Here is a 25923-nt window from a genome sequence, read left to right on the forward strand (position 1 = left end):
CATACATTTTTCCTTTTATGTTCCATATGAAACATTTAAAATATTTTTGACAATTCTTTCTCTCTCAATTGCCCGCAAGCTGCGCTGATATCAATTCCTTTTGATTCTCTGATGGTGCATAAAAGACCTTTATTAATCAAAAAATCCGCAAATTTTTTTACCTGATTTAAATCAGGTCTTTGGAATTGAGATCCTTCGTGAGGGTTAAACAAGATCAAATTGACTTTTGCTTTGATGCCATCAAGGAGTTTCAAAAGTTTTTTAGCGCTTTGAATATTGTCGTTAATGTCTTTGATGACTAAGTATTCAAACATAATTTTTTTTCTTTCATCTACGGGGAAATTTTTTACAGCTTGGATGACACTTTCGATATTATATGCTTTATTCATTGGAATGAGTTTGCTTCTAAGTTCGTCATCTACAGCGTGTAGTGAAATTGCAAGTTGGACACCCAAGTTCAGTTTGCCTAATTCTATAATTTTAGGAGCAATCCCGCTTGTTGAAATTGTTTGTCTCCTTGCAGATATGGATAATCCATCAAGTTCGGATAAAATTTCAATAGCGTGGGTTACATTTTGCATATTATTCAGGGGTTCCCCCATACCCATATAAACAATATTGATTCGCTTTTCAGGAGCGATTGAATTGTCTTTTTTGATTTGGACGACTTGTTCTACGATTTCGCCACTGCTGAGATTTCTTACAAAACCGCCTTTTGCCGTGTAACAAAATGCACAACCTACTTTACATCCTATTTGACTTGAGAGACAACAAGTCCATTTTTCGCTTTCAATGATTTGTCCATTTGAATTGAGTTTTTTATCCCTCATTTTAATCAAAACGCTTTCAAAACTTAGCCCGTCTTTTGTCTTAAAAAGATATTTTTTACTCCCATCTTTGCTGGTTTCAGTACGGATAATATTTAGATTTTTGATTTCATATTCATTTTCTAAATCTTGACGCATTGATTGAGGGAGGTTGATCATCTTTGAAAATGTATTTTCATATCGAATATAGAGCCATTGATAAATTTGTTTCGCACGAAACGACGGTTGAAGCTTCTCTTGAAGTTCTTTCAATGTGTAGTCATAAATATTTTTTTTCATTGTTATGCTCATAAGAAATAATTTTTTCGAATATAGGTCTCAAGGATTTCTTTTGCTTTTTGATGGTTTGATAAGAAATCTTGATGTGCATTCTCATTGCAATAATTAGTAACGCAAAAAATCCCACAACATTCTATGTCAAAATCTTGAGCCACTTTTAAAACAGAGAAAAACTCCATATTTTCAAGCATTATTCCAGCATCAAGCATTTTTTTTGAAAAATCTGAATTTGTATGGATATAATTACTGGAATTGACGATTGATTTTTTTGTTTCACGTGGAACTTTTTGAGATTCAGTTTTGATCTGATTGTCAATGGGCGTATAGCTTTGATGATAAACATAACTTGCTTCTATTTGTGTGGCACAAGTGCTTGAAAAAATTTCAAAAAGAGGAATTTGGGGATTATACGATCCGGCACTGCCAATAAATATCAAAGAATCGACAAATTCATAGCTACAAATTTTACTAAGATTTAAAGCACTCTCGACTAAGCCAATACCGATAGATTTAGCAAAACTAAAACTTTCGGATTTTCCTGCACAAATAAACATCTAAATCCTTACAGAAATTTTATTCTGATTGAGATAATTTTTAAGCTCATCAATCTTGATTTCATCAAAATGGAAAATACTCGCAGCCAGTGCTCCATCAGCAATATTATTTCTAAAAACTTCTAAAATATGTTCTTTTTTTCCTGCTCCGCCACTGGCAATAATGGGAATATTTACAAGTTTTCTAATACTTTCAAGGGCTTTTAAATCATAGCCGGTTTTTGTTCCATCTGTGTCCATACTAGTCAGTAAAATCTCTCCTGCTCCTCTTTCATAACATTCCTTGACCCATTCGCATAAATCTTTGCCTGTATTTTCCCTGCCTCCTTGTATATAAACCTCCCATTTATCTGGTAATGTTAAATGTTTTTTGACATCAATGGCTATTACGACGCATTGAGTGCCAAATCGTGTGGCACTTTCTGTGATGAGTTTAGGATTTCTAATAGCTGCACTATTGAGACTGATTTTATCTGCTCCTGCTTCAAGAAGATAATAGATATCTTGAAGATTTTTTATGCCTCCTCCTACTGTCAAAGGTATAAAAGTAACTTTTGCAACTGATTTGATGGTATTGATCATCGGATTGCGGTTTTGATGGGTTGCACTGATATCAAGTAAGACTAATTCATCTGCACCTGCATCATTATATTTTTTTGCCATTGCAGCAGGATCGCCCATATCTTTCAAACCGACAAAATTAATACCTTTGACAACTTTTTCGTTATGAATATCCAGACAGGGGATAATACGTTTTGCAAAAGGGGTCATAGTTTTCTCCATAATCATTGGATTATTATAATATTTCTTACCTTAACTTCACTATTTACAAATCATAAAAAAATGGATAAAATGCAGACAAATTTTTATGGAGATGAGCCATACACTATAGAGCCAAAAAGCAGTTTGGACAAAATTTTTTAAAAGATACTGTGTATGTCGGTAGGATTGTCCAATCCATTCCCAATGTGTGGCAAGGTGAAAAACTGATAGAAATTGGGGTTGGCTTGGGTGATTTAACAGATAAGTTGCTTGAGTTTTATAAACTCAAGGCTTATGAAGTCGATAGAGATTTGTGTTCTTTTCTTGGGCAAAAGTATAATAGTTTTACTATTTCCGGAGATTTTGAATTGATTTGTCAGGATGTTTTGGAGTTGCCTAATATTAAGGGTTGGTTAGATGATCAGGAGTATGTTTTGATTTCCAATCTGCCTTATTATATTGCCTCCATTATTTTATTGAAAACATTGAGAGACATTCAATGCAAAGGTTTTGTGGTAATGACTCAAAAAGAAGTTGCCCAGAAGTTTTGCGCTCAAAGCAAGGAGAGAAATTTTTGTGCTTTAAGCGTTATAACCCAAACGCTTGGAGTTGCCCAAATGCTCTTTGATGTTCCAAAAGAGGCTTTTGATCCTGTACCTAAGGTTACTTCATCTGTATTTATGATGAGAAAAAATGGAAATTGTTTAAAAGAAGGATTTGAAGAGTTTCTTAAAATCTGTTTTTGCTCTCCTAGAAAAAAATTATTAAGCAATCTTGCAAATGGATATGATAAGCAAAGTTTGCAAAAATTATTTGAAAAATTGGGCATTGAAGACAATATTAGAGCACACGAAATTACAACAGCGACTTATCACCAAATATTTGAAAATCTAAAGGCAGAAAAATATGGAAAATAATAATAACGAAAATGTCAATCAAACACCATCCTCCCCGAAAGAGGGACAAAAAAGAAGGTTTTTTAAACCACGTTTTAAGAAACCTCAAGAAAATAACGATGCCAATAACGCAAATGTAGAAAACACTCAGCCAAGACCTAGAAAATGGATAGGGAAAAATAAAAATACAAATCCCAATACCCCTCAAAATAATACTATTGAATCTAAAAACGGCGTTAGAGACGTGCAAAGTGTGAATGAAAGGGGAAATTTAGGTTTCCATAAAGATCTTAAAAAAGGGGTTGAAACCAACACGCGCATTCAAAAAAATAGCCTTAATCCTCACTATAAACTCAATCTCAATACAAAATCTAGAGTGCGCATTACTCCTCTTGGAGGATTGGGTGAGATAGGCGGGAATATGATGGTAATGGAAACTGAAACTTCTGCAATCATCATTGATGTGGGGATGAGTTTTCCTGAGGAGAATATGCACGGAGTGGATATCTTGATACCTGATTTCAGCTATCTATATGCAATTAAAGATAAAATTGCTGGCGTTGTGATCACTCACGCTCACGAAGATCATATTGGGGCAGTCCCTTATTTGTATAAACAAATGCAATTTCCTTTGTATGGTACTCCTCTTGCGCTTGGAATGATAGGGAATAAGTTTGATGAGCACGGGTTAAAAAAATACCGTTCATTTTTTAAAATTGTCGAAAAACGTCACCCGATAAAAATAGGCGATTTTGAAATAGAATGGATCCATATAACCCACTCTATCATTGACGCCTCTGCTTTGGCAATCAGAACTGAAGCTGGGATTATTATCCATACAGGAGATTTTAAAATCGATCATACCCCGATTGATAATCTCCCAACTGATTTGCACCGATTAGCACATTATGGAGAAGAGGGTGTGATGTTATTGCTTAGTGACTCTACCAATTCTCATAAGCCTGGTGTTACTCCTAGTGAAGCAAGCGTAGGACCTACGTTTGATGCTTTATTTAAAAGTGCAGAAGGCAGAGTGATTATGAGTACTTTTTCTTCTAATATTCATCGTGTTTATCAAGCAATTACTTATGGGATCAAATACAATCGAAAGGTTGCCGTTATTGGGCGTTCGATGGAAAAAAATCTTGATATAGCAAGAGAATTGGGTTATATTGATTTACCTCATAATATATTTATTGAGGCTCACGAAGTGAGTAAATATCCCGATGAAGAAATTCTTATTGTTACAACAGGTTCTCAAGGAGAAACAATGAGCGCGCTTTATCGAATGGCGACTGATGAGCACCGTCATATCAAGATTAAGCCTACGGATATGGTGATTATTTCAGCTAAAGCGATCCCAGGAAATGAAGGTTCGGTTTCAACCGTTTTGAATTTTTTGATGAAATCAGGGGCACGAGTAGCTTATCAAGATTTTAGCGAGATTCACGTTAGTGGTCACGCCGCTCAAGAAGAACAAAAATTGATGTTAAGGCTTATTAAGCCAAAATTTTTCTTACCTGTTCACGGAGAATACAACCACGTTGCTAAACATCGCGATACTGCTATTAAATGTGGGGTACCTGAAAAAAATATTTATTTAATGGAGGATGGGGATCAAATTGAGGTGAATCCGAGCTATATCCGAAAAGTACGTACCATCAAAAGTGGCAAGACCTACATAGATAATCAGGTAAATAGGCAAATTGATAACAATGTTGTTTTAGACAGACAAGGGTTGGCAGAATGCGGTATGGCTGTAGTTACGGCTTTTGTTTCCGCACAAGAGCAAAAACTCCTTAAAGATACCAGAATAATAACCTTAGGGATTGCGAATTTCAAAGAAGAAAAAGAACTTGCCAAAGAAATCGAAAATGCTTTGGAAATGTATATAAAGACAGCTAAAAGAGAAGTTTTGACAAATCAAAAAACTTTAGAAAACGAAGTGAGAAATCTAACTAGAAAGCTTTTGTTTAAAAAACTTAAAAAATATCCGACAATTGTAAGTAATGTGTTTGTATCTTGAGGAGGTGCTATGAAATTTGCGCTTATTGCCAAAGAGGTTCTTGAGATTGAAGCTAAAGAATTGCTTGATGGAGCTTGCCATTGTTTGGAAACAGATTGGGATGGCATTGTTTCGATGATTTTTGAGTCGAAAGGAAAGTTGATTGTTTGTGGCGTAGGGAAAAGCGGGTTAGTGGGAGCTAAAATTGCAGCTACTCTTGCTAGCACGGGAACACCTAGCTTTTTTTTGCACCCTACTGAGGCGATGCACGGGGATTTGGGTATGGTAGAGAAAGAAGATATTGTGCTTGCTATCAGCTATAGCGGGGAAAGTGAAGAGCTTATAGCGATTTTACCTCATTTGAAACGTCTTGGCGCGGGGGTGATTACTATGAGTAAAGATGCACACAGTTCAGTTTCAAGAATGGGCGATTATTTTATTCCTATTAATATTTCTAAAGAAGCTTGCCCATTGGGTATCGCCCCGACAAGTTCAACCACTTTGACTCTTGCACTTGGGGATGCTTTAGCTGTTTGCTTGATGAAGAAAAAAGGATTTTCCAAAAATGATTTTGCCTCTTTTCATCCAGGTGGGAGTTTGGGGAAAAGATTGTTTGTAAAAATAAAAGATTTAATGCAAACAAAAGATTTGCCTTTTATTGAACCTGAAATGAGCCTCAAAGAGGCAGTGATTAAAATGAGTGAAGCAAGACTTGGGAATGCTATTATTGTTAAAGATGGGAAGTTAGTTGGGGTGCTGAGTGATGGAGATTTGCGTCGGGCAATGATGCGCGAAAACTTTAGTTTAAATGATCCTGTTATTTTGTATGCTTCAGAAAATCCAAAGTATTGTGATAATGCGGATTTGCTTGCCATAGATGCGCTTACATTTGTTGAAAACAATAAAATTCAATTGCTTGTGGTTACAGATAAAAACAAGAATGTGCAAGGTGCTCTTCATCTGCATACCCTCATCAGTGCGGGAATCAAATAGGAAAAAAAATGTTTGAAAAGATAGATGAGATTTTTAGAAATATTGAATCCATTAGGGATGAGATTCAAATTTTGCTCAATATGGCAAAGATCACTTTAGTTGATTATATTATGATTAAAAGAGGTTCGCAGGATATGCCTGAAGGTTTGAGTATTGCTTTATTTTCTCAAATCAATGAACAAATCGATGCCCTAAAAAAGCAGATTGATGCTTTAAATAAGCTCAAAAGAGAATTGCTTGTGTTTTGATTAAAACAACCTCTTTATTTCTTTTTTAAATCGGGTATTTTGACTTCATCAGTATTAAAACCACTGCCAAGAGCGTGATAAAGATTGACGAGTGATTCAATATATGCAGCTTTGAGATTGATGATTTGAACTTCAAGCTCTAAAAGCGAGCGTTCCGCATCAACAACTTCAAGATAAGAGGAATAGCCGCTGCTATATCTGCTGTTTGCATATTCCAAAGTTTTTAGTGATGCTTTATGTTCTTCATTTAGGGAAATCTGTTGTTTTGCAATCCATTCAATTCCAGCTTGTGCATCTTTTATTTCTTTGAGAGCATTCAGGACAATTTTTTTATAGGTGTAGGCAGCCTCATCTCTTTGTGCATTTGCTACGGCAAATTCTCCCTTAAGTTTTCCTCCTTCAAAAATAGGTGCTAAAATGCTTGCTCCCAAAGCACCTACAGGAATCAGAGCTGAAGTTCCCGTAAAACTTGAAACCATAAAGGCTCCAATATTGGCAATTAGATTAAAATCGGGTAAAAAATTTGCTCTAGCTTTGGAAAGAGCTGCACTGCTTGCAGCTAGTTCAAATTCTGCATAAGCAATATCAGGTCTGTTTCTCAAGATTGAGGAGGGAATTTTATCAGGCAAGGTAGGCTGATTGATTTGTTTGAGGCTTTGAGCTGTTTTTAAATCCTTTGCACGCACGCCTGTGAGTTCTTCGAGGGCATCTTCAGTTTCGATAATTGCGAGTTGCGTGGGGGCTATTTGAGATTTTGCTGCTTCGTATTGGATTTTTGCTTGTTGGCTGTCATACCCGCTAGTATAACCTGCTATTACTTTGTCTTGAGAGATTTCCAATTGAATTTTTCTTGCTTTCAAGGTATCTTCTAATAGCTTAAGGCGATCTTTAAGTGCGACTAAATTGATGTAGGTTTTTGCCACTATTGCGTCAATGGATAATTTTGTTGCATAATTTTGTGCGATTATAGCTTGTGTCTGATAAAGTTTATTTTTTCGTTCATTGGCATCTCTTTTGAAAAAATCAAAATGATAAGAAATATTCAATGAAGGATCCAAAACTCCAATAGGAGTGGTGAAACCAAAAAGTGGGGTCATAGGATTTTGAGTATATTGAGGGTTTGCACTGAAGCTCAGACTTGGAAATAGGGTTGATTTAGCAATTTTAAGCGCTCCAAGAGCCTGTTGTATATGTGTTTGAGAAATTTGGTTATCGCTGTTGTAGCCTCTTGCTTTCTCTATTAAAAAGAGTAAATCTTTATCTTCAAAGTTTTTCCACCAATCTTTATTGATTTTTTCATTTGCAGTCTCATCAATCTCAATGCTGACTTTAGCATCTTTAGGAATTTCAGGAATTTTTAGGGAACAAGAGCAGAGCAAGATGCCCAGTCCTAAAATCCTAATGATTTGCTTGGAGTGCATTTTAATCCTTTTGCACGTGGATTGTGGCTATGACACTCATACCCGGCTTGAGTCTTTTTGAGAGTGGATTGTTCTCATCAATCCGGATACGAACGGGGATTCTTTGAATGACTTTGATAAAGTTACCTGTGGCGTTATTTACTTTAATCGGACTAAATTCACTTCCAGTTGCGGGAGAAATTCTCTCCACTACTCCTTGCAACACTGCTCCTCCTAGTGCATCGACACTAAAGGTTGCATTCTGTCCTATTTTGACATTTTTCATTTTGGTTTCTTTAAAATTTGCTTGTACCCATTTTAGATTTGGTATTAAAAAGGTTAAAGGGGTGCCTTGTGCGACAAATTGCCCCAATCTTGCCCCAACTTGGCTGAGTTGGCCATCAACAGGCGCTTTAATCAATGAATAACCCAAATCGATTTTGGCTAATTCCAAAAGTGCGCTAGCTCTTTTTACATCGGCTTCAAGAGCAGATTTGCTGATTTGATAAGCTTCTAAATCTTGTACAGCTTTGTTATATTGAGCTTTTGATTCTTCTAGGGCGTATTGCGCTTTTTTGAGAGCTGTTTGAGTATCTTCATATTCTCTTTGGCTTAATGATCCGTTTTTGACGAGTTTTGCCACACGTTCGTTTTGGGCAAAGGCATTATCATAAGTGGCTTCATTGGTGCCAATGATGGCTTTTTTTTCATTCACATTTGCTTGACGCAATTGATAATTTTGCTTATAGCTCATTAGAGCAGCTTCCGTACTTTCAAGATTAGCTTGGGCTTCATTAACCTTTTGAACAAAGATCTGTTTATCGATTTGTAAAATCGGTTCCCCAGCCTTTACCATTTCAAAATCTTTAACATATATTTCAGTCACATAGCCACTCACTCGTGGAGATATGAGCGTTACTTTAGATTGGATATAAGCATCATTAGTACTGATGATGCCTCTAAAAAATGGAGGCAATTCCCAAGCATATAGGATGGCTAAAATTGCACAAATTAAAATAAAAGCAGCGATGATGGCAGTGAATAAAGTCGGTTTTTTTGGTCTCCATGGTTTTGAAAATGGCATAAACTTTCCTTTAAGACTGATTTTTATGCGTTTTAGTTTCCAATTCTTGCATAAAAACTTGTGTTTTTAAATTTTTATTAACACTTCTGCGGGCTAAAATATCTAATTCTCGATCAATCGGCGTTGTTTTTAAAAACATATAGTAGATCCAATGGATTGTCAATAGGACAAATATTGCTCCAGCACTCAAACCTATAATATAAAATAAATCATTATAAGCAAGCACGCCAGCTTGTTTATTTAGCTCTGCAGACAGGTTTGGAATGAGTGTGTTTAATGCACTTGTATCAGGAGAATGGTTGATGAGATTTTGAAGATGCGTTGAGGTTGAAACTTTTATAAAATACCCTATAAGTGCTGAACCTAGCAAGCCAAATACGCTTTGAGAAAAGCCGAATATAACAATAAATGTAATAACATAATTTCCTCCCCGTGGCAGTGAAATAGTCATACCTTCTGAAAATAATGGCCCGATAAAAAATACACTTGAAGCAGCAATTAAAAATTGAGAAAAGTAGAGATTGGAGGGCATAACTGATGGAGAAAGCCCTGTTGAAGCAAATGAGCCGACAATTAGCATAGCAAAAGAAATGACCATAATCAGACCGGTTCGTTTATAACTCATTACAGCAATGCAAGACAGACCTCCAAATAACGCTCCAAGTGTAATGACTCCATAATAAGGTATGAGTTGATAATCCGTATAGCCCAATACATTTTTGAATAAACCTGTGGCACCTGTAGTTTGTTCTGCTAAACACATACGAGCAAATGCAGCAGCTAAACAAAGTCTGAGAACTTGAAATTTACCAATGAAAGAAAAATTAATTAAAGGCTTTTCCCGATAGTGCTCTAGGATAAAAAATAATATGAAGCAGGATATTGCTATACATAAACCATAAGCTATCCAAGGCTGATTCCACCAGATGGTATTACCGATACTGAAAATCAGACAAAGTATTGCAGTTCCAGTTGCATAAAAAAGAATTGAAGGTGCATCTCTTAAAGAAAAGGATTTTCCTGTTTGAGATGGAGGAAGCTCAATGAGCAAATAAGTAACCAAAACAAATAGAGTTGTGCCCATATCGATAAAAATTGCTAGGTGGGCATTTTCATTGATCATTAAGTAGGGTAGCATCCATCTTGCACCAGAAGATCCAACTTGTATTAAGCCGATGCTCAAGCACATTGTAAGGTAACTTTTTTTAGGAGGAAGCATTTGAAGAACATAATAAACACATAAAGTAGTCAGGCTACTGCCCACTAGACCATTTAAAAATCTCGTGATAGCAGCTATATAAAAATCTTCATAAAGGATCTGTATCCCGTGGACTACCACTAAAATCGTGAGGGCAAAACTAAAAAATATTTTCATCCCAAATTGTTGGCGCATTTTAAAAAGAACGACACTCATCCAAGCATATCCCATATAATAGGCAGCTGTGATGATGGTTCCTTGTGCGGGAGTGAGCCCTAAATTTCCCTGAATTTCATAAATATTAGCAATCACCATATTGTTTTGCAGTCCTGCAGCAAAAAGTACAACAATCCATCCGAGTGCATAAACTAAGCGTATTTTAGGAGGTAAATCGGGTTTTGCCAAAGAACCCCAGAACATTGGCATTTCATTTGGTCTAAGAATCTCATTGAGATTTTGAGAGTATTTCATCGTTTTGGTACCTGTTATTTTGCCTTAAAGCTTTATTTATAAGTGCGAAGCTCTGTGAAAATTTCTATACGATCATTAAATCTGTAGTTTGATTTTTCTTAATACCATTATCGGGCAATTTTTATTGACATCATAAAAGCAAACTGACTTCCAACCGGTCTTAAAAGATATTTGAAATTGATTGAGAGTCTTTAAGTTTTGCATTATTATATATTTTTATTGCTAAATAATTGCAAAATATCAGAGATTTTTTAATAGAAATTATATTTATTATTTACAATAAAGATTACAGAGGTATAAAATATATTTTATGGATTATAAGAGAGTTGGCGCTGATTTTATTTTTCTTTTGACAAACCTTGCTGTTTGTTCAAAAAATAAAATTCAGATAGGTTTAAAAAATAATAAACCCAACCTTAATCAAGGCAAACAATAGTCGTTTAAAAGTATCAGATTTCTGTTTTTAACACAGCTCCACAAGAGGCATCGCTGACTAAAAGGGCATATCTTTTTAGCCATTTTCCCTCAATTTCTTTTGTCTTTGGTTTAAAATTTGCCTTTCTGGCTTCGAGAGTTTGTGCATCAAGGAGCAATTCTAAAATCCCATTATCCACGTCAATTTTGATTTTATCGCCATTTTCAATCAATCCGATTTCACCACCTTGGGCAGCTTCTGGACTGATATGCCCTATGCAAGCTCCCCTAGTGGCACCACTGAATCGTCCATCTGTGATCAGTGCTACGCTTTCTCCTAATCCCATACCGCTGATAAGGCTTGTAGGGCTTAGCATTTCAGGCATTCCCGGACCACCTTTTGGACCTTCATAACGGATAACTACAACATTTCCGGCTTTGACTTTTCCATTAGAAATTCCTTTAATGGCCTCTTCTTGGGAGTCAAAAACAATTGCACTTCCTGTAAAATTTTTCATATTTTCAGCCATTGCACCAGCTTTGATAACAGCCCCATCTTTTGCGATATTGCCATAAAGAATTTTTAACCCGCCTGTTTGAGAGAAAGCGTTTTCATTATTGTGAATGATGCTAGGGTCTGTAATTTTAGCATCTTTGATGCGCTCAAGTATCGTTTTTCCCGTAATGGTTAGCGTGTCTTTAATGGTATTTCCTCTCTTATTGACTTCAGCCATTACTGCATCCACTCCGCCTGCGCGGTTAATGTCTTCCATAAAGACATTATTCACTGCAGGGGCGATTTTAGTTAAATGGGAAACATTTTTTGCGATTGCATTGATATCTTTAAGATTGAAATTAACACCAGCTTCTTTGGCGATAGCAAGCATATGCAAGACTGTATTGGTGCTTCCTCCCATTGCCATATCCACAACAAAGGCATTGTTAATGGCATTTTGGTTGATGATATTTTTTATTTTGTATTGTTCGCTTTTTTCTTTATCAAGCGCAATTTCTACAATCTTTTTTGCCGCCTCTCTTAATAGAGCTTCCCTTTCTTTGGTTTGGGCTACAATTGTGCCATTGCCACTGAGTGCAATCCCCATTGCTTCACAAAGTGTATTCATTGAATTTGCCGTAAACATACCACTGCAACTTCCCCCGCTCGGACAAGCTCTGCATTCAATTTCATAAAGTTTGTCCGCACCGATTTTTTTGGCTTCATAAGCGCCGACTGCTTCAAAGACTTGCGACAATCCTATCCTGCTTCCATCTTCTAGTGTGCCAGCAAGCATAGGACCTCCACTTACAAAAATAGTCGGGACATTGACCCGTAATGCTCCCATTATCATACCTGGGACGATTTTGTCGCAGTTGGGAATGCAAATCATTGCATCAAGCTTATGGGCATTCATCACCGTTTCAATACAATCAGCGATGAGTTCTCTGCTTGGTAGGCTGTAAAGCATTCCGCTATGCCCCATTGCAATCCCGTCATCTACGCCAATGGTATTAAATTCAAAGGGGACAGCACCGGCTTTTTTAATTTCCTCTTTGATGATTCTAGCATAATCATTTAGGTAATAATGTCCAGGAATAATGTCAATATAGCTGTTAGCGACTCCGATAAAAGGCTTATCAAAATCTTCATCTTTTAGCCCGACTCCTCTGAGCAAACTCCTGTGTGGGGTTCTTGAAAATCCTTTTTTAATTGTGTCGCTTCTCAATCTTTCGTCTCCTAGGGTGGCTTTGAGTCTTTTAGTTGTTTAAAAATCCATATCTAGATATTATACTTTAAAAATTTGAACCCGTCTTTATTTTGTTATAATTGAACATAAGTTTTGAAATCATTTATAAGGCTTTGAATGTGCGGGATTGTTGGATATATCGGCAAGCAGGAAAAAAAAGAAATTTTAATTAACGGCTTAAAAGAACTTGAATATAGGGGTTATGACAGCGCAGGAATTGCTGTTTTAAAAGACGGAGAATTAACAACTTTTAAGTCTGTGGGAAAGATTTATAATCTTGAAAATAAATGTGCGGATTTTTTTTCAGAGGGTTTTGGTTTAGGCATAGCTCATACAAGATGGGCAACTCATGGTAAGCCCACTGAAATCAATGCCCATCCTCAAAGTGCAGAATTCAGCAATGTTGTTCATAACGGGATCATTGAGAATTATCAAGAAATCAAAAAAGACCTTGAGAAAAAAGGGCATCAATTTTTGAGTCAAACTGACACTGAAGTTATTGTGCGTTTGTTTGAGGAGCATTTAAAAGATACGAAAAATCCTTTCAAAGCGTTTCAAAAGACCATTGCATCTCTTAAGGGTGCTTATGCGATTTTACTCATAAGTAAAGAATCTCCCGATAAGATTTTTTATGCTAAAAGCGGATCGCCACTCATTATCGGAAAAGGTAAAGAAGATGTATTTTTTGCGAGTTCAGATGCCCCTTTGATTGGTTATGCAGATAAAGTGGTTTATCTAGAAGATGGGGCGATGGGGTATATGGATGCTCATAGCTTTGACTTGCTTCAAAATGCCAAGCCTTTAGCTAAAAATAAGGCTTATGCTCAAAAAGAAGGCTTTAGGTATTTTATGGAAAAAGAGATTTATGAACAGCATAAGGTTTTGCTTGAAACAATGATGGGGAGAGTCAGTGAGGAAGGAATTTTTTTAGAGTCGATTGCGCCTGATTTTTTTGAAGGGATTGAAACGATTACAATTTGTGCGTGCGGGACGAGCTATTATGCAGGAATGAGTGCAAAATATTTGCTAGAGCGCTTTGCAAAAGTCAGAACTCAAGTCGTGATTGCTAGTGAATTCAGATATGCTCAACCGGTTATGGGTAAGGGCGAACTTTTTATCGTAATTTCTCAAAGTGGTGAGACTGCTGATACGCTTGAAGCTCTCAAGCTTGCTAAAAAAAATTCACTCAAAACATTAGCAATTTGCAATGTTGATAATTCTTCAATTGTGCGTGAAAGCGATGGAGTGATTTTAACCCGTGCAGGGATTGAAAAAGGTGTGGCTTCCACAAAGGCTTTTGCAACTCAAGTGATGGTACTTTGGATATTGAGTGTTTATTTGGCACATCAAAGAGGACTTTTGGATAAAAACGCTTTAAAAAATCAGATTGCCTCAATGCTCAAAGCTGCCAAAGCTACGGAAGTAAATGCCAAACTTCACGAGAGGCTAAAAAGGCTTTCAAAAAGATATTTGCACGGACACGGATTTTTCTTTATCGGAAGAGATATTTTCTATCCGCTTGCTCTTGAGGGAGCATTGAAGCTCAAAGAAATTAGTTATTTGCACGCTGAGGGTTATCCTAGCGGGGAGATGAAGCACGGACCCATTGCACTTGTAGATTCTTTGCTTTTTACATTTGCACTTTTACCCAAGCATCTTTTGTATGATAAGGCAAAAGGTAATATTGAGGAGCTTAGTGCAAGAGATGCTACCATTTGTGTCATCAGTTCAGAGGATTTTGAGAGTGCTGATGATATGATTTATATCAAGCCTGCTGATGACTATATGGAGGAATTTTTTTCAATGATGGTTGTTTTGCAACTTTTGGCATTAGAAATTGGTATCAAGCTTGGGAATGATGTGGATATGCCTAGAAATTTGGCAAAAAGCGTTACGGTAGAGTGATTTAGAATTTATAGTTATACATCACATAGGGCATAATGCTAGTCTCAAATTTTCTGCTATTGAGGAGTTCTTTGGCAGTTGGAAGTATCTTGAAGCCAAATTCAATGCGGTGTTTGACAAACATACTCAAGGTCACGCCTCCTTCTATCATAATGCCGGCAGTATAAATAGCTTTTTTAAATAAAGAAAAATCTTGATTGTCTGCATAAATTGTGGCACCACCACCAATACCTGCAAAAGCTCCTAAAAAATGCTTATAGGTTTTGCTTAGGGGAAACTCCCCGATAATATCAATGCCCAAAGAAAGCATTGAATAAAATGAGTGGCTTGGATCTTTTATAAAATTATAGTTAATAAATCCTGTTGCAAGGTCTAATCCAAAAAATCCCCTTATAGCGATGTTTTTATTAAAAAATGTTTGAACCCCACCTTTTAAGGATAGGATTGCTGGTAGGCTTATTTGATTTTCTTCTTTGTAGTTTTTTTTAACTTGAAATCCTCCGATTCCAATTCCAATGTATTTGCCACTTTTTTTTCGGATCAACTCTTGTCTTTCTCGGATTTGAGCGATTCCATACTCTTCGTTTTCTTTTTTTGGAATTGAAATATTGACAGATTTAGAGTTGTTCCAAGTATCATCTTGTGCGCTTAAAATGACAGCCAAAAATAATGTGCATAAAAAAAGCTTTTGAAGTTTTTTCATCCTTTTGCCTTACAAGCGACATAGTTGTTATGCAACTCTTTTTTGTTATAATATTTAATAAAAATGTCGAGGAAGGACAATGCCACAAACCTCTTTGAGAATTATACAAGATTCTCAAAAAACAATTGTTTCTCTTGAGGGGAATTGGAATTTTCAGACAAACTCCAAGTATTTGGAGGCGCTTAAAGTTTCTTTAAAAGATGTTAAAAAAACACCTTTGGTGATTGATTTTGGCTCAGTTGTTCATCTTGATTTTGTTTTTGCTGTTTTTTTACTCAATCTTTTAAAATCTTTTTCCCTTCATCCTGAATTGATAAATGTTTCTGACAAGATGGAGAGGATTTTAGAAATCGTTCGTGCTTGGATTTCTAAAGAAAATTTAGATCAAAAAAATTTCAGACCAAATCGATTTGGGAATATTTTTGAAAAGATGGGTAAGCATATCGAGAGATTTTACCAGAATTCTTTGGATTTTTTAAATTTTTGTGGGATGACGCTTTATTTTTTTGGTCAATCTTTACGCCATCCATCAAAAATACGCATTGCTCCTTTGTTTTATCACATCAATGAATCTGGTTTTAAGGCTTTGCCAGTAAGTATTTTGACAGCTTTTATCGTAGGTTCTGCTGTTACACTTCAAGGAGCAATGCAACTTCAAGGGATGGGCGTTCCTCTGATGAGTATTGAGACGACTGCTAAACTTTCTTTGCGCGAAATGGGTCCTTTTATTTTGGCTTTAGTGATAGCAGGTAGGAGTGCTTCGAGTTTCACAGCACAAATTGGGGTGATGAGGATTACTGAGGAGCTTGATGCGATGAAAACAATGAGTTTTAATCTTTTTGAGTTTTTGGTTTTACCCCGTGTTCTTGCACTTGTAGTCGCAATGCCTCTGTTGGTATTTTTGGCAGATGCATTTGCTTTGTTTGGCGGAATGGTTGCAATTAAATACCAACTTGGAATTGGTTTTGGTCATTATATTGAACGTTTCTATGAGACGGTGAGTTGGAATCATTTTTGGGTAGGAATGCTGAAGGCTCCTTTTTTTGGTTGGGCAATCGCAATGGTTGGTTGTTTCAGGGGATTTGAAGTTAAGGGCGACACTGAGTCGGTAGGAAAGCTTACGACAATCAGTGTCGTGAATGCTCTTTTTTGGATTATTTTTATTAACGCCGTTTTTTCAGTTATTTTTACAAAGTTAAATATATGAAACCGATTATCCAAGTCAAAAACCTTCATAACGCTTATGGAAATGAAATTATCCACGATGGGATTAGCTTTGATGTCAAACCTGGAGAAATTTTTGCCATTTTGGGCGGGAGCGGGAGTGGAAAAAGCACGCTATTGCGTAGTATGATACTCTTAAATCGTCCAAGTGCAGGAGAAATCAATTTGTTTGGTTATGATATTTGGAATCTGCAAGATAAAGACAGGTATAAGGTTCTCAATCGTTGTGGCGTATTGTTTCAATTTGGAGCCCTCTACAGCTCTTTGAATGTTTTGGAAAATGTTGGCATTATGCTTGAGGAGCATAGCGCTTATCCCCAAGAGAGTATTGAAGAAATTTCAAAGATGTGGTTGGATATGGCAGGATTGGACAAAAAGACCTATTATCTTTATCCCTATGAGCTTAGTGGAGGAATGAAGAAAAGAGTTGGTTTGGCTAGGGCAATGGCATTGGGTCCTGAGATTTTATTTTTGGATGAGCCTACTAGTGGGCTTGATCCTGCAAGTGCAGGTAAATTTGATTCTTTGATTATGAAACTCAAAGAGACTTTGCATTTAACAATTGTAATGATCACACACGATTTAGATTCGATCAAAGACGTTGTGGATCGGTTTATTTTGTTAAAGGATCGCCATATTGATTTTGAGGGAAATTTGGATGAATTTATTTTGGAGGCTCGCCAAAGAGGTCTTCCAAAAGATAATTTATTTAACTCAAAACGAGGAGAAAAATTTTGGAAAGACATATAAACTACACTATCATCGGAGGAATATTTTTTGCCGTGATCGTGTGTATGGTAATTTTTATACTTTGGATAGGACGTATCGGTGTTGATGAAAGTAAATATCGCACTTACTATGTCTATACCGATAAAGAAGTATCTGGAATTGGTCCAGATACGCCGGTGAAATACAAGGGGATAACGATTGGAAGCGTGACTAAAATCGGTTTTGATAAAGATAAGCTTGGAATGGTAAAAATTGATCTTGCCATTAATGCTTCTATCCCTATTCGCAAAGGATCGTCAGTTATGATTGATTCTCAAGGACTTGCGGGTTTGAGCTATCTTTCTCTCAAACAAAGCGATAATCCTGAATTTATTGATGATAAAGATCTGCGAGTATTGGAGTTTAAGCAGAATTTTTTAGGCAGGATAGCTTCCAATGCCGATGAGGTTACTAAAGAACTTTTAATTGTTCTTAAAAATGTTAAAGAACTCACAGATGCTAAAAATGTGCAAAATGTTTCAAATATTATCAAATCGCTAGACTCACTTACAGAGGGACTTGCCAAGACAAAAGATAATATTACAGCGTTATCAAAAAATTCCAATATGTTATTATTGAATCTTAACCATAAAATTGAAAATGGAGATTATGATTTGAAAAAAATCTTAAATCCGGTTGTGATGGAGCTTGAAATGAGTCTAAAAAGTATGGATAGGGTTTTTCAGAAAGGTTCGAATTTGCTTGATAAGTTTGACTCTGACCCTTATAATACAATTTTTGGAGAGAAAAAATGAAAAAAGCAGGAATTGTTGTTTTCGCTTTAATTTTAGGGGGATGTGTGAGCTTGAAGATAAAGTCAGAGTCGCCTAAAATTGAAGAGTATGATTTAAATGGTAAATTTCAGACCTCTATAAAATGCGAAAAGTATAAAAATCTTGCTTTAATTGGAGTTGATAGTGCTCCAAGTTATGATACAAAAAATATTTTAAAACGCTTTGATGATGGTAAGATAGAGGCTTTAGAGGGAAAAAAATGGATTGATTTGCCTAAAAATATGTTTGTAAATTTATTGGTTCAAGAGGCTTCAAAACATTGTGTGTTGGTTTCTTTACCACCTTTTGGAGTTTATAATCCGCAAAAAATACTTAAAGTTAATATTTTAGCTTTTGATGTCAGTGGGAGCGAAGCACCTAAAGCAAGGATTGCTTTGAGTTATGAGTTTTTTGTATCAGGGAAGAAAATAGAAGGTATTTTAGCAGATCAAGAAGCGATAAAAGGGAATGATATTAAAGCATTACAAGAGGTTTCAAAACGCGTTGCAGATAATTTAGTAGAATTATTCGGATTTTGAAAATGAAAATATTTATTTATTGCTTGATTTTATTATTTATTGCTTGTTCTGATAAGCAAAGTAGTGATGTTGGTGAAAAGGAGCTAAACGAAAATTTTAAAGGGGATTTTGTAAATTCCAAATATGTGATGAATCTAGGCGATGCTGCTTGGGAAGCATTGTATTTGCAAAGACTTAAAAATGGGAAATATGTTTTGACTTTTAGCATCATTACTCCCAATCAAAGCAAAGATTGCATACTTGAGGGCGAAGGAAGACAAAAAGGGAATCGATTTTATTTTAAAAGCTCTCCAAATTCTTTAGAAATTTTGCTCATCCAAAAAGATGAGGAACTTGTAATCAGTGGAGATAAAGTCAAAATAAGTCAAGTTTGCGGGAAAGATCATCACGCATTAGGAACTTATGAGCTTGCACAATAATTTAGATGCCAAGATATTCTTTAACTTCAGAAAGAATTTTGGCATCTGTTCGCATATCAAAAAATTCAAACTCTGCCCCGCTTTGTCTCTCACCATTGATTAAATCTCCGCTATTGCGGTATTTAAGATCGATTTCGGCGATGTCAAATCCACTTAGATTTTTACAAAATTCTTCCAAACGCTTGGATTCTTTTAAATTGGTGTATAAAAAACAATAACCTTTTAATCCGTTTCGACTCACTCTGCCACGTAATTGATGGAGTGTGGCAAGGCCGAGTCTTTCAGGAGCAACGATAACTATCGTAGAAAGTCTTGGTAATGAAATACCCACTTCTATGAGTGTTGTGGCTAAAAGAATGCTTCCCTTATCTCTAAAATTTTCTAAAACTTGCTCTTTGTCTTTGTCCTTACCTGAAGTGACATAGACATTTTTAAAATGTTTTTGCCAAAATTCCTGCCCCTCTTTTAGGGAGAGATAATCAAAATTTTCGCTTTCTTCTACCAATGGATAAACGACAACAACTTGCCTGTTTTGAGCGACTTCGTTTTGAATATGGTAGATGAGATTAGGAAATTTTGATTTGTTGATGATTGTGGTTGTAATATTTTTTTTGAATGGAAGATCTCTAATGAAACTAAAGTCAATCAAGCTTGAATTCAGCATTGCCATTGTTCGAGGTATGGGGGTGGCAGAAAACTGCAATACGTGAGGTTTTTTTGTGGAATTTGAGGTTTTTTCTTCGGTAAGCTTTTCAAGCTGATGGCGTTGTTTGGTGCCAAAGCGATGTTGTTCATCTGTCATAATGAGGGCAAAATCTTGAGTTTTAAATTCTCGGTAGAGTAATACCTGAGTTCCGATGATAAAATGTTCCTCTTCTTTAAAGAACCCTTCTTCTGCTTCTTCTTTGGAATTCCCGATAATGAGTTTGGTGCGGATATGTTTGGGGAGGAATTTTTGTGCTTCTTCATAAAGTTGTTTGGCTAAAATTGTTGTGGGTGCCATCAATAAGGATTTATAGGGATATGCCATTGTGACTGCACTTAGAATTACAATTGTTTTGCCACAACCCACATCGCCCATAATGAGACGTTTAGCTGCTACAGATTTTTTAAGATCGGATGCGATGGTTTCTATTGCTTTGGTTTGAGCATTTGTAAGCTTAAAGGGCAAGGAATCAATAAAGGGTTTATAATCGCTTTTGCAGATATATTTGCTTTCAAAATATCTTCTTTTTTTTGAGAGGCGTTTCAAATATGAATAAATTTCAATCCATTTGAGAGCCTTTAAATGAGGCGCAGGTAAGGAGGCATTTTTTTGATATTCTAAAAGAAATTTTTTGGAAGGATTGAAAATCTCTTCAATAAGAATTGCAATTTTTTGAGGTAATCCCTCTGCGATGAGGTTTTCTTGAATTAAGAGTTTTTGGGCAAGTTCAGAAATGCTTGAAGATTTTATTGCCGTGCTTTTGAAATTCAGAATGATTTGACCTTGCGTTTGAATTATTTTTGGTTGGTTCATAAAGTATTTGCCAAATTTTTGTTCAATTTTTCCCAATACAAAAAGCTCTTTGTTTGTTGTATAAATAGTTTTATGGAAACTTTTGGCGTTAAAAATCATTATTTGAAGCGGTTTTTGAAATTTGACCATCCAAGCTTGCAGTTTAAGAATATTTTTTCCTCTAATAAAATCAACCTGATTGATTTGTATTTCAACTGCGCCTTCAAAAGGGGAATTTAAAGATTCTATCAGGGAGGTATCAGTGTAAGATTTTGGAATATAAGTGGCGAAAGAGAGGAGGTCTGGACGACCTAATTTTTGTAACTTCGCATAATCGGCATCAGATATTTTCATAGGCGCATTTTATTATAAAATTTGTATAATCACAAATTATAGGAGAAAGAAATGGACAAAAATAAATTAAGTCTTTTGGGAAATCAAAACGTTGCATATGATTTTAATTATAATCCTGATATTTTAGAAGTCTTTGAAAACAAACATCTTGAAAATGATTATTTTGTCAAATTTAATTGTCCGGAATTTACAAGCCTTTGCCCAATAACTTCCCAGCCTGATTTTGCTACTCTTTATATCAGCTATATCCCCCAACTTAAAATGGTCGAATCTAAATCTTTGAAACTTTATTTGTTTAGTTTCCGTAATCACGGGGATTTTCACGAGGATTGTATGAATATAATTTTGAAAGATTTAGTAAGAGTAATGGAGCCTAAATATATTGAAGTTTGGGGAAAATTTACCCCAAGAGGAGGGATCAGCATTGATCCTTATGTAAATTACGGCATTATGGGTACAAAATATGAAAAAATGGCAGAGTATCGCCTTTTAAATCACGATCTTTATCCTGAAAAAATTGACAATCGTTAAGTTCGAAAAATATCAGATAGATTGCAAATAAATGAAGAAATAGCATTTTTTATTTCGTATTTTTTTAAATCATCATAAAATATTTATTTTATAAAATATTTTATGATGATAAGAATTTTATTTTTAATATTTATTTCCTATTGTCTTCTTAAAGCTTTTTCATCTGTTGCAACATCAGATAGAATAAATGCACAAGAAAAACCCTTATGCTTTCTGATCAAGCAGATTGATTTTATTCTCTTAGGTGCTGGTACGTCAGATATTAAGAAAATACTAAAAAAATTTTCTTTTACACGTTCTGTTTCCAAGCCTTATGTAAATACCTGTATGGATTCTAAACAAATCAAAACAATGAAACAAGCAGCCTTATCAAGAGAAAGAAAATGATAAAAGTAATCAGAGAAATAAACAAAAAGATAAATAAAATCAATCCAATAAAGATGTTTATAAACAAAATAATTCTAAGATAGCTAAAACGCAAGAAGATAGTCAAACGAAATCAGCACTCAAAAAAGAGGGACCCCAAGAGAAAGGCAAGAAAATTTGGAGAAAAAAAGAGGGAAAAACAACCGACTTCAGAAGATCGGGCTAAATGGATGGCAAATGAGTTTGGCAAGACAAAAGGAAAAGATGCTCAACGAAAAGCACACGATAAAAAGTTTGGCAGGAAAGATAGAACTAAAAAAAGAACTGAAAGAAGATTATAATCCCAATGATTACTGATAATCAACTTAAAAATTCACTATGCAACAATGATATAGAATTCTTAGAGACATATAAAGACCAATACAACATCAATCATTGTTTTATTGATGAAGATGAAGATTCCTTGCTTTTGTATGCTATTAGTGATGGAGGTTCTGAAGTTTATCAATATCTTTTAGATAGAGGAGCAGATATTTTTTATAAGAATATTTTAGGAGAGAATATCTTGCACGCAGTTGTTTTTAGTAATGATATTTTGAGATTAAATTATTTATTGCAGAAATATCCCGATGTAATTTCACTGCTAAATATTCCAGATAATAATGGAACTACCCCTTTATTTTACTCCATTATGATGAAAAAAAAGTATTTTTTGAGAAATTTTTAGAACTTGGAGCTGATATTCATTTGACCGATAAAGATGACAATACACCTTTACATATGGCGTGTTGGGTTTTATTTGATGATCCGAAAGATAATCTGATGATTGTAAATGCCTTGATAAAAGCAGGAGCAAATCCAAGACTAAAGAGTAAAAGAAGAAATTATCCTTTGGCTTTAGCTGTTAATGCCGACTTAGATGATGTTGTCCGTTATTTATTTCATATTATGTATGGCTATCCAACAGGAAAACCAGGTTTAAGACCTGAAACCCATATTCCATTGCCTGAAATTAAGGAAAAAAATGAATAGTAATTTTTCAGCCATTGAAACTGATTTTTCAAATATAGATACTCATCAAATTAGCATCACTTCGATAAAAATCGAAAAAGAATATAATTATAGTATTCTTTTTCGATACGGGTGCTTATGATTGTCTATGCTCTTATTCTCCTATCATTTATCATTATTTTTGATTCTAATCAAAACTACATTGATACTCTCCATTATGCAAGCAAGTCGGAAAATTTTGATTTTCTTCAAAACAAAATGCTCCACAAATCAAAAAATTGATGTTAGTAATCCCTATTTTGTAAAGATCTTTTTGCAAGATTTTATTTTTTATTATTCCCGTAGAAGTCAGCTTCTACGAAAGTTTAAATATTGAAATAGGAGGAAATGTATAGATTTTTAGTTTTGATTTGATTGAAAAAAAGAATGAGATTATTGATCTGAAATGAAAAGATCTATTTTTATCTTTGCCTTGATTGCTTCTATATTTGTAAATTTTATATTCATCTTGATTGTAATTTTTAAGGCACCTTTTGTGATCTTTATATTTATTCTTTGTTGTCTGAAAAAAATAATCATAGATATAAATAAGATTTACAAATAAACACTAAAAGTAATCAGAAAAATAATATAGATAGATAAGCAAAATCAATCCGATAAAGATGTTTATAAACAAAATGATTCTAAGATAACTAAATCACAAGAAGATAGTCAAACAGAAATCAGCACTCAAAAAAAGAGGAGCCCCAAGAGAGAGGCAAGAGAAGGATCAAAAGAGGCAGACAAACAAAGAAAAGGAACTCCTAAAAATAATCAAGATCAAAATCAACAAGTCGATCACATAACTAATAAATTAGGATTATCAAAAGAGCAAAGAAGACAATTACATGATTACATTAGAAAAGAAGGAACACAATCAACCTATCAAGAATTACTAGACACCGCCAAAGGACTTTTTAATAAATGAATCAAATAACAAATATTCTCATCAATCAAAAATTAAATAACATCAAGAGAGTAGCTGCAATGCTTTGTTTAGGATATGGAGGCTTTATTTTAGATAAAGACAAAGATAAAATTCCTCTTTATTCTTTTCATATTCAATGCCCTTATAGATTTATTTTAAATAATAAAATCATTCTGGCAAGCTATGATATATCTAAGAGATTTCAAAAAAATTTTGATGATGCCGCAGAAAATACAATATTTGATGAAATCGTCAAAAAGATTTTCTTACCATTGCTTCCTCTAAAAATTATCCATATAAAAATAAGTAATTTTGGAGACATAGAAATTATATTTGAAAATAAAATGATTTTTCAAACTTTTATTGATTCGAGTCAGGAAGTAGAGCATTGGAGATTTATAGATTCTCTAGAACAAAAACATATTGTATTTTAGAGAAAATTTAAAATGATTTCCATTAATGCTATAATTAATAAAAATTTAACTGATATTTATTATTATAAAAATATATTTTGTTTAAATTTTGGTTTAAATGTAATATCAAAATATGATAATAATTGTGAAATGTTCTCTAAATATTCATTAGATATTCAATGCCCTTATAGATTTATTTTAAATAATAAAATCATTCTGGCAAGCTATGATATATCTAAGAGATTTCAAAAAAATTTTGATGATGCCGCAGAAAATACAATATTTGATGAAATCGTCAAAAAGATTTTCTTACCATTGCTTCCTCTAAAAATTATCCATATAAAAATAAGTAATTTTGGAGACATAGAAATTATATTTGAAAATAAAATGATTTTTCAAACTTTTATTGATTCGAGTCAGGAAGTAGAGCATTGGAGGCTTTCTGATGAAACAAAAGATTTTAAAGAGGATTTAGTTTTCTTTAAAGAAGAAAAAAAATTTGCGGAAAAATCAAAAAATTACACTTGGATAGAAGCTCATCTGCCAAGAAACTTGTAATATAAACCCTATGCAGTCTTCCTTATTCTTCTTTATATTCCGAATTTTTACCTACAATTTTCAATTTGTGTCTTGTTAAAAATAAATATTTTATGCCTCATTAATAGTTTTTATCTGCTCAGCCTATTTTTTGGCTTTTTCGAATTTATTTGATTATTGCAATCTTCAAATTCTGCTTGATATTTGCCTCTCCCATCATATTTTTTCATCTTGAAATGCCTACAATATTTTATAATCCATTTTATCTATATTATAACTGACATTGAATAGTAGTTGGGGTCAAATTATTTATTATTAAGAGTCGGCTTAAAAATAATCTCTTCTTGAAGTATTCCATAATTGTAGTTCATAATACTCTTTAGGTACTCATCTTGATTAAATATTTTTTGAATACCGTACTTGATAGAAGTTTCTTTAATAAAACATTCTTCAATTATTTCTCCATCTCGAAATATTTAGTGGCAGATTGCGTCATAATGTTTCTTGTTGGAATGATAAAATAATTCAATTTTATCCATACAAATATCCACAATACCCCTTTTCCACCATAAGTACAAAAATAATAATTGCAATTGATTTTAATATTTGGGGATAACATTTTATTTATCACATCCATTCATCTTGAAATATAAATTTAAAGGGCTTAATAATCATAAACCTGAAGGGATTGAGAGTCCAAATAGTTCATTGGGATTCGTGATATTAATAACAGCAACGCCGCTATCTGTTTTATCTAAGGAAGGAGCATATTGAGGGAGGGAAGTATCTGCAATAAGTGGAAGTTCAATAACTTCACTTGCAAAAATGCTTTGAGAAAAAATCAAGCAAAAACAAATCAAAAAATGGAGTAAATATTGATTCAATTTGATTTTATATTGCATCAAATACCTAAAAAATTATTTTTAATAAATAGTGATTTTATAATAAATAATTTTAATTAAATATTAAATTTAGCAATTAATACCTAAGGAAAAAAATAAATTTTGCGTGGGGGCGGGGGTTAAATGAAAAACTTTGA

General features: G+C 34.3%; 28 protein-coding genes. 18 read left to right on the forward strand and 10 right to left on the reverse strand.

Annotated elements, in window-relative coordinates; genetic code table 11:
- Positions 1-35 precede the first annotated feature (35 nt).
- Genes rlmN through hisF form a run of 3 tightly spaced genes read right to left on the reverse strand, consistent with a single transcriptional unit; the run spans position 36 to position 2431 of the window.
- Positions 36-1106 (reverse strand): 23S rRNA (adenine(2503)-C(2))-methyltransferase RlmN, encoded by a 1071-nt coding sequence (gene rlmN / locus BKH41_RS02070; protein ID WP_257875381.1) that lies wholly within the window; start codon positions 1104-1106, stop codon positions 36-38.
- An 8-nt stretch (positions 1107-1114) separates the two neighbouring features.
- Positions 1115-1660, reverse strand: a complete 546-nt coding sequence (locus BKH41_RS02075; RefSeq protein ID WP_095296776.1) for a purine-nucleoside phosphorylase — start codon at positions 1658-1660, stop codon at positions 1115-1117.
- Positions 1661-2431 (reverse strand): imidazole glycerol phosphate synthase subunit HisF, encoded by a 771-nt coding sequence (gene hisF / locus BKH41_RS02080; RefSeq protein WP_095296777.1) that lies wholly within the window; start codon positions 2429-2431, stop codon positions 1661-1663.
- Positions 2432-2541: 110 nt separating this feature from the next.
- Between hisF and rsmA the strand changes: the two genes are divergently transcribed.
- From rsmA to BKH41_RS02100, 4 genes are read left to right on the forward strand one after another with little or no spacing between them, the layout of a single operon-like run.
- Positions 2542-3339 (forward strand): 16S rRNA (adenine(1518)-N(6)/adenine(1519)-N(6))-dimethyltransferase RsmA, encoded by a 798-nt coding sequence (rsmA, locus tag BKH41_RS02085; protein WP_095296778.1) that lies wholly within the window; start codon positions 2542-2544, stop codon positions 3337-3339.
- Positions 3329-5344: a ribonuclease J gene (locus BKH41_RS02090; RefSeq protein WP_095296779.1), complete on the forward strand. Its 2016-nt coding sequence runs from the start codon at positions 3329-3331 to the stop codon at positions 5342-5344. Before rsmA ends, BKH41_RS02090 begins: the two co-directional genes overlap by 11 nt.
- A 9-nt stretch (positions 5345-5353) precedes the next feature.
- On the forward strand, positions 5354-6316 hold the full coding sequence (locus BKH41_RS02095) for a KpsF/GutQ family sugar-phosphate isomerase (protein ID WP_095296780.1): 963 nt from the start codon (positions 5354-5356) through the stop codon (positions 6314-6316).
- A gap of 8 nt (positions 6317-6324) precedes the next feature.
- Positions 6325-6564, forward strand: a complete 240-nt coding sequence (locus BKH41_RS02100; RefSeq protein WP_095296781.1) for a DUF2443 family protein — start codon at positions 6325-6327, stop codon at positions 6562-6564.
- A gap of 14 nt (positions 6565-6578) precedes the next feature.
- Here the strand turns inward: BKH41_RS02100 and BKH41_RS02105 are convergent, their stop codons facing one another.
- The 4 genes from BKH41_RS02105 to ilvD all read right to left on the reverse strand — a co-directional run bounded on the left by BKH41_RS02105 (position 6579) and on the right by ilvD (position 12855).
- Complete coding sequence (locus BKH41_RS02105; RefSeq protein WP_095296782.1) at positions 6579-7985, reverse strand: efflux transporter outer membrane subunit; 1407 nt, start codon at positions 7983-7985, stop codon at positions 6579-6581.
- Position 7986: 1 nt separating this feature from the next.
- On the reverse strand, positions 7987-9048 hold the full coding sequence (locus tag BKH41_RS02110; protein WP_095296783.1) for an HlyD family secretion protein: 1062 nt from the start codon (positions 9046-9048) through the stop codon (positions 7987-7989).
- Positions 9049-9058: 10 nt separating this feature from the next.
- The gene (locus BKH41_RS02115; RefSeq protein ID WP_095296784.1) at positions 9059-10717 is read right to left on the reverse strand and encodes an MFS transporter; all 1659 of its coding nucleotides are present in this window, start codon (positions 10715-10717) and stop codon (positions 9059-9061) included.
- Positions 10718-11166: 449 nt separating this feature from the next.
- Positions 11167-12855, reverse strand: a complete 1689-nt coding sequence (gene ilvD, locus BKH41_RS02120) for a dihydroxy-acid dehydratase (RefSeq protein WP_095296785.1) — start codon at positions 12853-12855, stop codon at positions 11167-11169.
- 138 nt (positions 12856-12993) lie between these two features.
- On the opposite strand from ilvD, the gene glmS reads away from it, so the two are divergent.
- Positions 12994-14781, forward strand: a complete 1788-nt coding sequence (gene glmS / locus BKH41_RS02125; RefSeq protein WP_095296786.1) for a glutamine--fructose-6-phosphate transaminase (isomerizing) — start codon at positions 12994-12996, stop codon at positions 14779-14781.
- Between the two features lies 1 nt (position 14782).
- On the opposite strand, the gene BKH41_RS02130 is transcribed toward glmS, so the two are convergent.
- The gene (locus BKH41_RS02130) at positions 14783-15484 is read right to left on the reverse strand and encodes an outer membrane beta-barrel protein (RefSeq protein WP_095296787.1); all 702 of its coding nucleotides are present in this window, start codon (positions 15482-15484) and stop codon (positions 14783-14785) included.
- A 79-nt stretch (positions 15485-15563) separates the two neighbouring features.
- Here BKH41_RS02130 and BKH41_RS02135 point away from each other — a divergent pair, with 79 nt between their 5' ends.
- Genes BKH41_RS02135 through BKH41_RS02155 form a run of 5 tightly spaced genes read left to right on the forward strand, consistent with a single transcriptional unit; the run spans position 15564 to position 19207 of the window.
- Positions 15564-16691: an ABC transporter permease gene (locus BKH41_RS02135; protein WP_095296788.1), complete on the forward strand. Its 1128-nt coding sequence runs from the start codon at positions 15564-15566 to the stop codon at positions 16689-16691.
- Complete coding sequence (locus BKH41_RS02140) at positions 16688-17458, forward strand: ATP-binding cassette domain-containing protein (protein WP_095296789.1); 771 nt, start codon at positions 16688-16690, stop codon at positions 17456-17458. The genes BKH41_RS02135 and BKH41_RS02140 overlap by 4 nt, the downstream gene beginning before the upstream one ends.
- Positions 17443-18231 (forward strand): MlaD family protein, encoded by a 789-nt coding sequence (locus BKH41_RS02145; protein WP_095296790.1) that lies wholly within the window; start codon positions 17443-17445, stop codon positions 18229-18231. Before BKH41_RS02140 ends, BKH41_RS02145 begins: the two co-directional genes overlap by 16 nt.
- On the forward strand, positions 18228-18788 hold the full coding sequence (locus BKH41_RS02150; protein WP_095296791.1) for a hypothetical protein: 561 nt from the start codon (positions 18228-18230) through the stop codon (positions 18786-18788). Before BKH41_RS02145 ends, BKH41_RS02150 begins: the two co-directional genes overlap by 4 nt.
- A gap of 2 nt (positions 18789-18790) precedes the next feature.
- Complete coding sequence (locus BKH41_RS02155; protein ID WP_095296792.1) at positions 18791-19207, forward strand: hypothetical protein; 417 nt, start codon at positions 18791-18793, stop codon at positions 19205-19207.
- 1 nt (position 19208) lies between these two features.
- Here the strand turns inward: BKH41_RS02155 and recG are convergent, their stop codons facing one another.
- The gene (gene recG, locus BKH41_RS02160; RefSeq protein WP_095296793.1) at positions 19209-21059 is read right to left on the reverse strand and encodes an ATP-dependent DNA helicase RecG; all 1851 of its coding nucleotides are present in this window, start codon (positions 21057-21059) and stop codon (positions 19209-19211) included.
- A 51-nt stretch (positions 21060-21110) separates the two neighbouring features.
- Between recG and queF the strand changes: the two genes are divergently transcribed.
- From queF to BKH41_RS02195, 8 genes are all read left to right on the forward strand, one after another.
- Positions 21111-21590, forward strand: coding sequence for a preQ(1) synthase (gene queF, locus BKH41_RS02165; RefSeq protein ID WP_095296794.1), 480 nt, complete (start codon positions 21111-21113; stop codon positions 21588-21590).
- 105 nt (positions 21591-21695) lie between these two features.
- Entirely contained in the window at positions 21696-21977 is a 282-nt protein-coding gene (locus tag BKH41_RS02170) for a hypothetical protein (protein WP_143428682.1), read from the forward strand.
- Positions 21978-22133: 156 nt separating this feature from the next.
- Complete coding sequence (locus tag BKH41_RS02175) at positions 22134-22313, forward strand: hypothetical protein (RefSeq protein WP_095296796.1); 180 nt, start codon at positions 22134-22136, stop codon at positions 22311-22313.
- Positions 22303-22683 carry an ankyrin repeat domain-containing protein gene (locus BKH41_RS02180; protein ID WP_095296797.1) on the forward strand — a complete coding sequence of 127 codons (381 nt, stop codon included), beginning with the start codon at positions 22303-22305 and terminating at the stop codon, positions 22681-22683. The genes BKH41_RS02175 and BKH41_RS02180 overlap by 11 nt, the downstream gene beginning before the upstream one ends.
- A gap of 20 nt (positions 22684-22703) precedes the next feature.
- Positions 22704-22988, forward strand: coding sequence for an ankyrin repeat domain-containing protein (locus BKH41_RS02185; protein ID WP_095296798.1), 285 nt, complete (start codon positions 22704-22706; stop codon positions 22986-22988).
- Positions 22981-23109, forward strand: coding sequence for a hypothetical protein (locus BKH41_RS10055; protein WP_257875383.1), 129 nt, complete (start codon positions 22981-22983; stop codon positions 23107-23109). The genes BKH41_RS02185 and BKH41_RS10055 overlap by 8 nt, the downstream gene beginning before the upstream one ends.
- An 821-nt stretch (positions 23110-23930) precedes the next feature.
- Positions 23931-24368, forward strand: coding sequence for a hypothetical protein (locus tag BKH41_RS02190; RefSeq protein WP_095296799.1), 438 nt, complete (start codon positions 23931-23933; stop codon positions 24366-24368).
- A gap of 12 nt (positions 24369-24380) precedes the next feature.
- Positions 24381-24905 (forward strand): hypothetical protein, encoded by a 525-nt coding sequence (locus tag BKH41_RS02195; protein ID WP_095296800.1) that lies wholly within the window; start codon positions 24381-24383, stop codon positions 24903-24905.
- 650 nt (positions 24906-25555) lie between these two features.
- On the opposite strand, the gene BKH41_RS02200 is transcribed toward BKH41_RS02195, so the two are convergent.
- Positions 25556-25786 (reverse strand): hypothetical protein, encoded by a 231-nt coding sequence (locus BKH41_RS02200; protein ID WP_095296801.1) that lies wholly within the window; start codon positions 25784-25786, stop codon positions 25556-25558.
- Between the last annotated feature and the right edge of the window lie 137 nt (positions 25787-25923).

Source organism: Helicobacter sp. 12S02232-10 (assembly GCF_002272895.1).
GTDB lineage: Bacteria > Campylobacterota > Campylobacteria > Campylobacterales > Helicobacteraceae > Helicobacter_J.

What these genes read in the sequence shown, in the direction of transcription:
- rlmN (WP_257875381.1), bottom strand. Translation starts at nt 1,106, where the DNA reads ATGAAAAAAAATATTTATGACTACACATTGAAAGAACTTCAAGAGAAG.
- BKH41_RS02075 (WP_095296776.1), bottom strand. Translation starts at nt 1,660, where the DNA reads ATGTTTATTTGTGCAGGAAAATCCGAAAGTTTTAGTTTTGCTAAATCT.
- hisF (WP_095296777.1), bottom strand. Translation starts at nt 2,431, where the DNA reads ATGACCCCTTTTGCAAAACGTATTATCCCCTGTCTGGATATTCATAAC.
- BKH41_RS02090 (WP_095296779.1), top strand. Translation starts at nt 3,329, where the DNA reads ATGGAAAATAATAATAACGAAAATGTCAATCAAACACCATCCTCCCCG.
- BKH41_RS02095 (WP_095296780.1), top strand. Translation starts at nt 5,354, where the DNA reads ATGAAATTTGCGCTTATTGCCAAAGAGGTTCTTGAGATTGAAGCTAAA.
- BKH41_RS02100 (WP_095296781.1), top strand. Translation starts at nt 6,325, where the DNA reads ATGTTTGAAAAGATAGATGAGATTTTTAGAAATATTGAATCCATTAGG.
- BKH41_RS02105 (WP_095296782.1), bottom strand. Translation starts at nt 7,985, where the DNA reads ATGCACTCCAAGCAAATCATTAGGATTTTAGGACTGGGCATCTTGCTC.
- BKH41_RS02110 (WP_095296783.1), bottom strand. Translation starts at nt 9,048, where the DNA reads ATGCCATTTTCAAAACCATGGAGACCAAAAAAACCGACTTTATTCACT.
- BKH41_RS02115 (WP_095296784.1), bottom strand. Translation starts at nt 10,717, where the DNA reads ATGAAATACTCTCAAAATCTCAATGAGATTCTTAGACCAAATGAAATG.
- glmS (WP_095296786.1), top strand. Translation starts at nt 12,994, where the DNA reads ATGTGCGGGATTGTTGGATATATCGGCAAGCAGGAAAAAAAAGAAATT.
- BKH41_RS02130 (WP_095296787.1), bottom strand. Translation starts at nt 15,484, where the DNA reads ATGAAAAAACTTCAAAAGCTTTTTTTATGCACATTATTTTTGGCTGTC.
- BKH41_RS02135 (WP_095296788.1), top strand. Translation starts at nt 15,564, where the DNA reads ATGCCACAAACCTCTTTGAGAATTATACAAGATTCTCAAAAAACAATT.
- BKH41_RS02140 (WP_095296789.1), top strand. Translation starts at nt 16,688, where the DNA reads ATGAAACCGATTATCCAAGTCAAAAACCTTCATAACGCTTATGGAAAT.
- BKH41_RS02150 (WP_095296791.1), top strand. Translation starts at nt 18,228, where the DNA reads ATGAAAAAAGCAGGAATTGTTGTTTTCGCTTTAATTTTAGGGGGATGT.
- BKH41_RS02155 (WP_095296792.1), top strand. Translation starts at nt 18,791, where the DNA reads ATGAAAATATTTATTTATTGCTTGATTTTATTATTTATTGCTTGTTCT.
- recG (WP_095296793.1), bottom strand. Translation starts at nt 21,059, where the DNA reads ATGAAAATATCTGATGCCGATTATGCGAAGTTACAAAAATTAGGTCGT.
- queF (WP_095296794.1), top strand. Translation starts at nt 21,111, where the DNA reads ATGGACAAAAATAAATTAAGTCTTTTGGGAAATCAAAACGTTGCATAT.
- BKH41_RS02170 (WP_143428682.1), top strand. Translation starts at nt 21,696, where the DNA reads ATGATAAGAATTTTATTTTTAATATTTATTTCCTATTGTCTTCTTAAA.
- BKH41_RS02180 (WP_095296797.1), top strand. Translation starts at nt 22,303, where the DNA reads ATGATTACTGATAATCAACTTAAAAATTCACTATGCAACAATGATATA.
- BKH41_RS10055 (WP_257875383.1), top strand. Translation starts at nt 22,981, where the DNA reads ATGAATAGTAATTTTTCAGCCATTGAAACTGATTTTTCAAATATAGAT.
- BKH41_RS02190 (WP_095296799.1), top strand. Translation starts at nt 23,931, where the DNA reads ATGAATCAAATAACAAATATTCTCATCAATCAAAAATTAAATAACATC.
- BKH41_RS02195 (WP_095296800.1), top strand. Translation starts at nt 24,381, where the DNA reads ATGATTTCCATTAATGCTATAATTAATAAAAATTTAACTGATATTTAT.
- BKH41_RS02200 (WP_095296801.1), bottom strand. Translation starts at nt 25,786, where the DNA reads ATGCAATATAAAATCAAATTGAATCAATATTTACTCCATTTTTTGATT.